We start from the raw sequence: 11,126 nt of genomic DNA, 5'->3' as shown, positions 1-11,126 counted from the left end.
TACTTATGTCCAGTCAAGTAAATGAAGAAGTGAAGAATCACCGTCAGCTCAGTCAGGAACTCGAATTGGTGATGGCATCCGACGAAGCACCGGGTATGCCATTCTATTTGCCGAACGGCATGATCGTCCGGAATGCGCTCGAACACTATTGGCGGGATGCCCACCGGAAAGCAGGATATCAGGAAATCAAGACACCCGTCATGATGAAGCAGGAACTTTGGGAGACATCGGGGCACTGGGATCATTACCACGAAAATATGTATTTCTCACAAGTCGACAATCAGGAATACGCGCTGAAACCGATGAACTGCCCGGGGGCGATGCTGATCTTTAATCACAAACGGCGCAGTTACCGGGAACTGCCGATCCGATACGCAGAGTTGGGCCTGGTACATCGCCATGAGTTATCGGGATCACTGAACGGATTGCTGAGAGTCCGGGCATTCACACAAGACGATGCCCACTTATTCGTCCGGGAAGACCAGATCGCTTCGGAAATCGGTCATGTGCTCGATCTGATCCATGACATGTACAGCCATTTCGGTTTCGAGTATGAAGTCGAATTATCGACACGTCCGGAGCAGTTCATGGGCCAGATTGAAAAGTGGGACCGAGCGGAAGAGTCGCTCGAACAAGTACTTCAGCAACGGGGGATGGCGTATACAGTGAACGAAGGCGACGGTGCATTCTACGGGCCGAAGATCGATTTCCATATCCTCGATTCGCTCGGCAGGAGCTGGCAGTGCGGAACGGTCCAGCTCGATTTCCAGATGCCGGAAAAATTCAATTGCCAATACATCGCGGAAGACAACGCACTGCATCACCCAATCATTATCCATCGTGCGATCTTCGGATCGATCGAGCGGTTCTTGGCCATCCTGATTGAGCATTACGAAGGGGCCTTGCCGCTTTGGCTCGCTCCGGAGCAGATCCGCATCCTGCCGATTGCAAGTGTTCATAACGACTTCGCCTATGAATTGAAAAGCCTGCTGATGGAGAAGGGGTACCGCGCGGAAGTGGATGACCGTGCAGAGAAATTCGGTTACCGAGTGAGGGATTCCGCTAAACGGAAAGTCCCGTTTGCGTGGGTGATCGGTGATCAGGAAGTGAAGGACCGCACGTTATCTGTACGGAAACGGCAAGACGGCGACCTAGGCCAGATGACGATAGAGGACGCGGTCAGGCTGCTCGCTGCAGATGAATGAAAACAGGCAGAGTTCCGGTTGGGACTCTGCCTGTTGGATGTGTGGCCGCGCTCGGAATCTTACGCTTTCACACCCGAATTCGCGTTGATTTTATCCAGTACGAACGAGTAGAGGGTAGCGACTTCCTTGAGCTGGTTCAGCCGTCCGGATTCACCAAAGTGGCCGGCACCCATGTTGGTTTTCATGACGAGCGTGTTAGTGTCGGTTTTCAGCTCGCGCAGCCGGGCGACCCACTTGGCCGGTTCGAAATAGCCGACGCGCGGATCGTTCAAGCCGGTCGTGATGTACAGATGCGGGTAGTCTTTCGCTTCCACATTGTCATACGGGCTGTAGGACTTCATGTAGAAATAGCTTTCTGCCTGACGCGGGTCACCCCATTCATCCCACTCGAGCGTCGTCAGCGGGATCGACGTATCGAGCATCGTGGTCAGGACATCTACGAACGGCACTTCCGGAACAATAACTTTGAACCGGTCGCCGGCCATGTTCGCAACAGCGCCCATCAGCAGGCCGCCCGCACTGCCGCCGCGTGCAGCGAGCTGACCAGTCGTCGTATAGCCTTCAGCGATCAGATAATCTGCCGCAGCGATGAAATCGGTGAACGTATTACGTTTGTGCTCCATTTTTCCATTGTCATACCAGTGTCGGCCCATTTCCGAACCGCCGCGCACTTGCGCCACAGCGTATACGACCCCGCGTTCCAGCACAGGCAGGCGGTACGGACTGAAATACGGGTCACTGTTCGCGCCGTATGATCCGTACGCATTCAACAGCAGCGGGGCCGGCCCGTCATCGAGCGCACCGTTTTTGAATACGAGGAGGACCGGAATCTTCGTTCCGTCTTCCGCCGTCGCGAACACATGCTTCTGGCTGAAGTGGGAGCGATCATAGTCGCCGCTGACAGGTGAGACTTGCAGGAGCGTTCGATCGAGTGACTTCGGTTCGAAGCTGAACGTCGTCTCCGGCGTGATGCACGACTCGAAACTGACCAGGATTTCGTTTGCGTCCTGGCTCTGACCGGACAGGACGCCCACCGTGTAGATCGGTTCATCCCAGGTCAGCCGTTCCAGCGCCCCGCCTTCAATCGTCCAGATTTGCGTCAGCCCGTCTTCCCGGCCGGCTACGAGCAGGCGGTCGCGGAACGGATAGATGCCCTGCAAGTACTTTGTTTCATCATACGGGACGACTTCTTCCTTCGCATCCAAGTTATCGAGCGGCGCCCGCAGCAGCTGGAAGTTTTGCGCATTTTCGTTCGTCAGGATGAGAAGGTCTTCTCCCGAATGCTCGACGTCATACTCGATCCCTTCCCGGCGCGCGTCGATGAGCCACAGCTCGGAAAGCGGCTCGTCCGCATCGATAAGCCGGATCTCGCTCGTCGTTTTCGAAGAGACATAGACGCTGATGAACCGCTCGCTCAGCGTTTTGCTGATGTAGAGGCTGAATGTCTCTTCTTTCTCCTCGTAGAGAAGCTGGTCTGATTCCGTGCTGCCGAGTTTGTGGCGCCACAGTTTGGACGGCCGCTGCTGCTCATCGACCGTCGTATAGAACAGGTACTCGCCGGACCGGCTCCATTCAAGACTGCCGTAGATGAACACGTCGTTGATTCTGTCCGGAAGCAGCTCGCCGGTTTCCAGATCTTTTACAAAGACCGTGTACCGATCCGTGCCATCCCGGTTTTCCAAATAGGCGAGCAGCTGCTGGTTATCACTCAGTTTCTGGGCCGTCACACTCAAATAGTCGCTGCCTTCAGCGAGCTCATTCAAGTCGAGTGTGATCTCTTCAGGAGCACTGTCAAGACCGCTGCGATCTGCGGCTTTCTTGCGCGCATAGATCGGATACTGCTTGTCCTTTTCCTGACGGGAATAATAGAAGTAGGGACCGTGCTGAACCGGCACATCGACTTCCGTCTCCGGCACACGGGCGACCATTGCTTCATAGAGTTCATCCGTCTGCTCCTGCAGCGGTTCCATCACTTCCTTGAAGTACGCATTCTCCGCTTCCAAGTACGCAATGACCTCGGGATTTTCTTTCTCATTCAGCCAATAGTAGTCATCCTGCCGCACGTCGCCATGCAGTTCGTGAGCGTGCGGGATTTTTTTTGCGATTGGTGGTTTCATCATTTCTAGATTTCCTCCCTTTCTCTTCTCCTTTAGTTTCTACGCTTTTCAGATAACTCCTTTTAAAAACATCCAGGAAAATCAGGCATCCGGATATTTATTTTAGGATGCCTTAACTTTTTTCTGCCGTCAGCCGTCTAATAAGTAAGACAGATTCGCGAACTGCTTAAACTATAGAAGGTGGAACAGTTGTCATGACCAAACAAACCGTATATCAGCAAGTGGAAACTTATATTATCGAAAATAGGGAAGCCCATTACCGGCTCGCCTACAGTTACGTGAAAAACAAAGAAGACGCGCTGGATGTATTACAGGAGGCGATCGTAAAAGCGCTGCAATCTGCAGGACGGCTGCAGGATGACCGTTACTTGAAAACCTGGTACTACCGGATCCTCATCAATACGTCGATCGACTTTCTGCGCAAGAACGGACGAATGATTGCAGCGGGGGAGGAGGTCATCCAGCATCATTTGCCGGAAACGGTGCAGCATGGCAGGGACCTCGACTTAGCGGCAGCGGTCGAACAGCTGCCTGCCGAAGAACGGATCCTCATTATTCTGCGGTATTTCGAAGATATGAAAATAAGCGAAATCGCTCAAGTTCTGGAGGAGAAATTAAGCACGACCAAAGCCCGGCTCTATCGGGTTCTGAAAAAACTGCGTCTGGAAATCGGAGAGGAGAGCAATCAATGAAAAGTCTAGAAGAATTAAAAAATAAATATAAGGAAATAGAAATTCCTGCAGAGTTGGAAGAAAGGGTGAAACAATCCGTCGGCCGCGCGAAAAAACGGCCGGGCAGACGCCAGCCGTTGAAAAGATGGACAATCAGCGCTGCGGCAGCCGCTGCATTGTTTGTCGGAAGTGTCAATGTCAGTCCTGGATTTGCCCGCACATTCGACAACATACCGGTTCTTGGGTCAATTGTTCAAGTGCTGACAGGTGAACGCTTCACACTCGAGGAAACTACGTACCATGCAGATTTGAAGACACCTGAAATTCAAGGGCTCACCAATACGGACCTTCAAAACTCGCTGAATGAGCAGTACTTGGCCGAAAACAAAGCCCTCTATGAAAAATTCAAAGAGGAAACAGGCTTGTTGGAGAAAGCGGGGGGAGGCCATGCAGGTATCGACACCGGCTATGAAGTCCTGACTGACACGGATCAGCTGCTGTCCATCGGGCGGTACGAAGAGGTTACGGCCGCTTCAGCAGCAACGATGATGCATTATGACACCATCGACAAGGAGAACGGTATTCTGCTGACGCTTCCGAGTCTGTTCAAAGATGCCGGCTACGTCGCTGTCATCAGTGATTATCTGAAAGCTGAAATGATGCGGCAAATGGCACATGATGACAGTCTGGTCTACTTCATAGATGGAGACGACACAGCGGACTTCCGCCAGATTGACCGTGATCAGGAATTCTATATTACAGCCGATCATAAGCTCGTCCTGTCATTTGATGAATACGAAGTGGCGCCCGGATATATGGGAGTGGTGACATTCGAAATTCCGAGCGAAATTCTGAAAGACCAGCTGGTTGGCGACTCCTATATCCGCTGACCGGTCCAACCGGCAGTCAGAGAATCACAGATGCTGACTGCCGGGCATTTTGATAGATGAAAGGAAGTAAAGTGGATCATGCAGCTTTCCACAGAGAAAAAAAGGAGAAGGAAACTGAAAAAGCCATATGCGGCCCTCCTCATCCTCCTGCTTATCGCGGGCACGTTCTTCGCTGCGAATGTGAATTCCGCCAAGCCCTCCCCAGCAGGGGTCGCTGTTGAAAAGACAGGCGGTCAGCAGGAAAGTGCAATTCAAGAACAGCCAGACACAAAAAAGCCGTCATCTGCTGACGCTCCAATAGAAGTTGAAGATAGAGATGAAGGAGCACCGGAAGAAACCGGAGAGCGGGAAGGGAATCAAAAAGACGGAACGAATGAGGCCACGGTTGATACCACAGGTCAGACGCCCCGAAAAACGGTATACCTGACGTTCGACGACGGGCCGAGCCGCTGGACCGATGAAATCGTCGAGGTCCTCCATACATATGACGTGAAAGCGACTTTTTTCATGCAGGGGGTCAATCTGCAGAAACCGCAGCTGCAGGACAGTGTCCGCCGGGCAGCTGAAGCAGGCCATTATATCGGTGCGCACAGTATGACGCATAATTACAGGAAACTCTACACCGATCAGAAGTTCGTACCGGAAATGATGGCGACGCTGCAGCTGATCCGTCAGCTGACAGGTACCGAACCGCATCTGGTGCGCCCGCCATACGGCTCTGCGCCCGGCCTGAAAGATTCGGCGATCCGCAGTCAGATTGCAGATGAGGGTCTGAAAGTGTGGGATTGGACGATCGATTCGCATGACTGGGAACTTCGTGACAATCCGGCGCAGATCAAACGCAATATTGTCAATCAGCTTAAAAACGACACGGAAGTTATCCTGATGCATGAAAAACAGCAGACACTCGATGAATTGCCGGAGATCATCCAATACCTCAAACAGCAGGGCTACTCGTTCGCTGTCTATGAGGACAGCCATCACTTCAGTGTGAATTTCATGAATGACCCTGATCTGTAACAGATTTTGAAGACGGCATGAGAGTGAAGAGTGGAGTGCCCGAAGGCAGAAGAACAATGTCATGGCCTTCCTTGAACAACCTTCCCAAAACCTATATCAGCAAATAACAAAAGCCGGCTGCAGTGGGAAACAGCCGGCTTTTGTTATAAGAAATACAGTCCCAGGCTTACAACGATTCCGCTCAACACTAGAACAAAGACACAGTATCCCATAATATCCTTTGCATGTAATCCGGCAATTGCGAGAGCCGGCAGTGCCCAGAACGGCTGGATCATATTCGTCCAGGCGTCGCCCCACGCGATGGCCATGGCGGTCTTCGAGTAGCTGACGCCGAGGGACTGGGCGGCGTCGAGCATGATCGGTGCCTGAACAGCCCACTGACCGCCTCCGGAAGGAATAAAGAAATTTACGATTCCAGCAGCATAGAACGTGAAAAGGGGAAAGGTTGCTGCAGTTGAAATATTGACAAACCCTTCCGAGATGACGCCCGCAAGCCCAGATGTCACCATCATCCCCATAATTCCTGCGTAAAACGGAAATTGAATGATAATGCCACCTGCAGTTTTCACGGCATTAGCAACCGCAGCAAGAAACCGCTTCGGCGTCCCGTGGAAAATAATGCCAAGAATGAAGAAGATCAGATTAACGATATTTAAATTCAAATCGAAACCGTTCACCCCAAAATGGTGGACGAGATAGACAACACCGAGCAATCCGATCAGCATGGAGAGGATCCAGCTGTTTTCAAGCCGGGCAGCAGGTGTCTGCTCGGAAACTTCCTCTGCTGCAATTTCATCCTCAAGCAATGCAGGATCTACAGTGACGGTATCCTCTGCTTTCGGCATCATGAACCTGTTTAAAATCGGCAGACTGACAAAGATGACACCGACAATCACAAGGTTGTACAGGGAGAAGATCGTTTCAGATGTCGGTACGACACCCATCATATCAGCATATGGATGATCCTTCGTCGCGATTGACAGCGGAATCGATCCTCCGAGACCGCCATGCCACACGATGAACCCTGAATACGCACTCGCAATCAGAAGACGGTAATCGACCGTCGTCACTTTCTTTGCAATTTCCTTTGCGAATAATGCTCCGATCACCAATCCGAAACCCCAGTTGATCCAGCAAGCGATCAATGAAATAACCGTTACCAGAATAATTGCTGAGCCTGGTGTTTTAGCAAGCCCGGCGAGTTGACTCAGCCCTTTTTTAAACAGTGGGCTGCTAGCCAGCACATGTCCGGCTACTAAAACAATGACCATCTGCATTGTGAAAGCTAATAAGCCCCAAAAGCCGTCGCCCCAGTAGACGGCCATGTCGAGTGCACTGGATTCAGTGAGTCCTAAGCCAAGTGCAAAGACGACGAGCGTTAAGAGTGCCACAAATATGTACGGATCCGGCAAATACCGCTCCATGATGGTGTTCGACCATCTCGTTAAAACGCGCAAGATACATTCCCCCTTGTTGATTCTAGAACCTATCTCACCCTACCATATTAGTATTCTGAAGAAAATATGTTTTTCAGATAATGAGATAAGTCTTCTGTAAGTCAAAAGTATAATCTCTGTTGAGAGATAGAACTAAATATCTTATGATTGGTAATAATCACTATTGTAAAACATTATTCATTACTAAATATTACTATAGCAATATAAAGCGCTTACATATATAATTCAAGTATTGTAAGGGGGAAACATTATGACAAATCCAACAAAACGCGAAATTGCGGAGACGGTTCCGCAGACAGGGTTCTTTGGTCACCCGAAAGGATTATTCACTTTGTTCTTCACGGAATTCTGGGAGCGCTTCAGTTATTATGGCATGCGCGCGATCCTCGTTTTCTATATGTATTACGAAGTGTCAAAAGGCGGGCTGGGGCTTGATAAGACCGTCGCGCTGTCGATCATGTCGATCTACGGATCACTCGTCTATATGTCAGGAATTATCGGCGGATGGCTTGCGGACCGTGTGCTCGGGACGTCAAAAGCCGTGTTTTACGGCGGCGTGCTCATCATGTTCGGTCATATTGCGCTTGCGATTCCAGGCAATATTGCAATGTTCTTCGTGTCGATGGTGCTTATCGTTCTCGGGACAGGCTTGCTGAAACCGAACGCATCTAGTGTTGTCGGCGAACTTTATCCTGCCAATGATAACCGTCGTGATGCCGGGTTCAGTATCTTCTATATGGGCATCAACCTCGGGGCATTCATCTCCCCGCTGATTGCAGGAGAGCTGATGAAGTCGAGTTTCCACCTCGGATTCGGTGTAGCGGCTGTCGGGATGTTCTTAGGTCTCGTCGTCTTCATGGCTACGAAAAAGAAAAATCTGGGCGAGGCTGGTACGTTCGTTGCCAACCCGCTGAAAGCAGAAGAAAAGAAACGTGTCACTGTTATCTTTACTTTGTCAGCTATTGTGATTGCTGCTCTTGTGGCGATCGGCATCCCACTCGGCTGGTTGACATTCGATTCGTTCGTCAATCTTATCGGGATTCTGGCATTCCTGATTCCGACGATATACTTCATCGTGATGTATCGCAGTCCAAAAACGAATATGGTGGAGCAGTCCAGGCTGCTTGCGTACATCCCGCTGTTCGTCGCTTCTGTCCTGTTCTGGGTCATTGCGGAACAAGGGTCTACGATTTTGGCTTTGTATGCGGACACTCGGACAGATCTGAATTTCATGGGGATTGAACTGTCGCCTGCATGGTTCCAGTCGTTCTGGCCGATGTTCGTCATCATTCTGGCTCCGCTGTTTGCGATGCTGTGGGTGAAACTCGGCGATCGCCAGCCGAATATTCCACAGAAGTTTTCGTTCGGCCTGCTGTTTGCAGGAGCATCGTTCATTGTCATCCTGCTGCCGGGCATCTTTGGAGACGCGGACGCACTGGTCAATCCGCTATGGCTCGTACTCAGCATCTTCTTCGTGGCTGTCGGCGAATTGTGCCTGTCACCGGTCGGGTTGTCCGCTACGACGAAACTCGCACCTGCTGCATTTTCGGCACAGACGATGAGTTTGTGGTTTTTGTCCAACGCAGCAGCTCAAGCGCTAAATGCACAGTTAGTCAAATTGTATTCCGCTGACACGGAAGTCATTTACTTTGGGTCAATCGGCGGTGCTGCCATCGCTCTCGGCGTCGTGCTGTTCATCATTTCACCGATTATCCAGCGTTCCATGAAAGGGATTAAATAAACCGGTTGCACTTCAAGAGCAACGGTAACAAAAGAGAGAGGGAGCCCAAGTGCTTGCCTCTCTTTTTTCTATGGAATACAAACAGATGAATACTTCAGAAAACTTTGGTACAATACGAAACGGTATCTTGCTGACTGTGTCTAATAAAAGAAAAGGCGGAATCCACATGATCAAATTGCGGGGGCATCATCTCTTTTGCCTGCTCGGCTACCGAGGCGTCGGGTATTCGGAAGAGTACGCGGCTACGATGACAGCTGTCCATGAAGCATTGCGGAATAAGCCGGATACCCTCATCCAAGTTGTCAAAGGACCGGATCATCTCTGTGCCAAATTTCCCGATGACCAGCCATATCATTGTGAAGAGACTGGGATCTATGTGAGGGATAAAGAAATCTTGAAACGGCTCGGCCTGACATATAGTGACGTCTTGCCCTGGCGTGAAGTCGAGCGGCGCATAAGGCTGCAGGTCAAGCCGGACGATATTGCGGTCATTTGTGAAACGTGCTCGTGGCGGGAATATGGAGTTTGTGAAGAAGGTGTCCAAAGAACCATCGAAGCGAAAGGTCTTTTACCGCTAGGTGCGGACCCCTCTGTGAATGCACGCTTATTGAAATGAATAGGAAGACAGGTGCAGGCGGACGCAGCATGGTTTGCCCAATCTGTCAGAAGCGTCAACCCCTTTGTCTCGGCTACGCGGGACAAAGGGGTTTTTTGTGTTTTCTGGAGACGGACTGTCATCTGCCCGAAGTTTTCAAAATGACTACTTTTCAGGACGAGCCGCACATAGAATGGCTAGTGAACTGGCCAGGGACAAGAAATTCAAGAAGGCAGGTGGTCGCTTGAAAGTCGCGTCTGAACGGGTGGGACAAATCCCTCCGTATTTGTTTGCACAAATCCAGAAAAAGAAGGCGGCAATGGTTGCAGCGGGTATCGACGTTATCGACCTCGGCATTGGGGACCCCGATTTGCCTACACCTGAGCATATCGTCCGCAGACTGACAGAGGAGCTGGCTGATCCGAAAAATTTCAATTATCCCGAATTCGCCGGGTGTGCAGAGTTCCGGGAAGCGGTCGCACGATTCTACGGTCAGCAGTACGGGGTCGAACTGGATCCTGAGACCGAGGTGCTCGCACTAATCGGCTCAAAAGAGGGGATCGCCCATCTCGTCCCTGCGCTCATTGACCCCGGGGATACAGTACTCATCCCGGACCCGAGCTACCCGGTATACCGGATGGCGGTCCTTCTAGCGAACGGTGAATATGCGGGCATGCCGCTGCGCGAGGAGAATAATTTTGAACCGGATTTCGGAGCGATTCCGGAAAAGGTGCTTCGCCGGGCGAAGCTCATGTTCTTAAATTATCCGGGCAATCCAACAGCCGCTACCGTCGATCCTGCATTCTTTGAGCGGGCGGTGGCATTCGCGAAACTGCACGGTATTCCCGTCGCCCATGACTCCGCTTATAACCGGGTTACGTTCGACGGCTATTCAGCACCGAGCATCCTGCAGGCGGAAGGGGCCAAGTCCATTGCCGTCGAATTCGGTTCGTTCTCGAAAACGTACAGCATGACGGGGATGCGGATCGGCTACGCAGTCGGCAACCGCGACATGCTGAAGGCGCTCGCCGTCCTGAAGAGTAATACGGATACCGGTCAATTCACACCGGTCCAAAAAGCGGCGGCTTATGCGCTGGAAGCGGATCAGCACTGTGTCTCGGCAAATAACCGGATCTACGGTGAACGGCTGAAGGCAGTGGCGGACGGGCTCGCATCTGTCGGCATCCGGACGGAACCGCCGCGCGGCAGCTTCTTCATCTGGGCACGCGTGCCGGAGCCGTTCACGTCCGCTGCATTCACCGAGGAAGTGCTCAGCAAGGCAGGCGTCATTGTGACGCCGGGAAGTGCGTTCGGCCCCGCCGGTGAAGGGTATTTCCGCATTTCGGTCTCTGTGCCGACAGAGCGGCTGCTGGAAGCTGTGCAGCGTATTCGCGACACGATCCGGTTTTGAGATGAAATCGGGCGGACAG

At 51.7% G+C, this 11,126-nt stretch carries 9 protein-coding genes; 7 read left to right on the top strand and 2 right to left on the bottom strand.

Annotated elements, in window-relative coordinates:
- Positions 1 to 5: 5 nt before the first annotated feature.
- Positions 6 to 1,205: a threonine--tRNA ligase gene (gene thrS / locus NFU03_RS06795; protein ID WP_251637267.1), complete on the top strand. Its 1,200-nt coding sequence runs from the start codon at positions 6 to 8 to the stop codon at positions 1,203 to 1,205.
- 59 nt (positions 1,206 to 1,264) lie between these two features.
- On the opposite strand, the gene NFU03_RS06790 is transcribed toward thrS, so the two are convergent.
- Entirely contained in the window at positions 1,265 to 3,325 is a 2,061-nt protein-coding gene (locus tag NFU03_RS06790) for a S9 family peptidase (RefSeq protein ID WP_251637266.1), read from the bottom strand.
- A 191-nt stretch (positions 3,326 to 3,516) separates the two neighbouring features.
- Here NFU03_RS06790 and NFU03_RS06785 point away from each other — a divergent pair, with 191 nt between their 5' ends.
- The 3 genes from NFU03_RS06785 (at position 3,517) to NFU03_RS06775 (ending at position 5,903) form a co-directional block, all read left to right on the top strand.
- Positions 3,517 to 4,014 (top strand): RNA polymerase sigma factor SigV, encoded by a 498-nt coding sequence (locus NFU03_RS06785; protein WP_251637265.1) that lies wholly within the window; start codon positions 3,517 to 3,519, stop codon positions 4,012 to 4,014.
- A complete protein-coding gene (rsiV, locus tag NFU03_RS06780; protein WP_251637264.1) occupies positions 4,011 to 4,883 on the top strand; it encodes an anti-sigma-V factor RsiV in 873 nt (290 codons plus the stop codon). The genes NFU03_RS06785 and rsiV overlap by 4 nt, the downstream gene beginning before the upstream one ends.
- A gap of 78 nt (positions 4,884 to 4,961) precedes the next feature.
- The gene (locus NFU03_RS06775) at positions 4,962 to 5,903 is read left to right on the top strand and encodes a polysaccharide deacetylase family protein (RefSeq protein ID WP_251637263.1); all 942 of its coding nucleotides are present in this window, start codon (positions 4,962 to 4,964) and stop codon (positions 5,901 to 5,903) included.
- Between the two features lie 143 nt (positions 5,904 to 6,046).
- Here the strand turns inward: NFU03_RS06775 and NFU03_RS06770 are convergent, their stop codons facing one another.
- Complete coding sequence (locus tag NFU03_RS06770; RefSeq protein ID WP_251637262.1) at positions 6,047 to 7,360, bottom strand: short-chain fatty acid transporter; 1,314 nt, start codon at positions 7,358 to 7,360, stop codon at positions 6,047 to 6,049.
- Positions 7,361 to 7,610: 250 nt separating this feature from the next.
- Here NFU03_RS06770 and NFU03_RS06765 point away from each other — a divergent pair, with 250 nt between their 5' ends.
- The 3 genes from NFU03_RS06765 to NFU03_RS06755 all read left to right on the top strand — a co-directional run bounded on the left by NFU03_RS06765 (position 7,611) and on the right by NFU03_RS06755 (position 11,107).
- Entirely contained in the window at positions 7,611 to 9,101 is a 1,491-nt protein-coding gene (locus NFU03_RS06765) for a peptide MFS transporter (protein ID WP_251637261.1), read from the top strand.
- Between the two features lie 166 nt (positions 9,102 to 9,267).
- On the top strand, positions 9,268 to 9,717 hold the full coding sequence (locus NFU03_RS06760; RefSeq protein ID WP_251637258.1) for a DUF1284 domain-containing protein: 450 nt from the start codon (positions 9,268 to 9,270) through the stop codon (positions 9,715 to 9,717).
- Positions 9,718 to 9,889: 172 nt separating this feature from the next.
- On the top strand, positions 9,890 to 11,107 hold the full coding sequence (locus NFU03_RS06755) for an LL-diaminopimelate aminotransferase (RefSeq protein ID WP_251637256.1): 1,218 nt from the start codon (positions 9,890 to 9,892) through the stop codon (positions 11,105 to 11,107).
- Positions 11,108 to 11,126: the final 19 nt, after the last annotated feature.

Origin of the sequence: Sporosarcina sp. NCCP-2716 (assembly GCF_023707985.1) — a bacterium.
In the GTDB taxonomy this organism is placed as follows: Bacteria; Bacillota; Bacilli; order Bacillales_A; family Planococcaceae; genus Sporosarcina.
The sequence above is the reverse complement of the archived record's forward strand: the minus strand, read 5'-3'. Positions and strand labels throughout refer to the sequence as shown.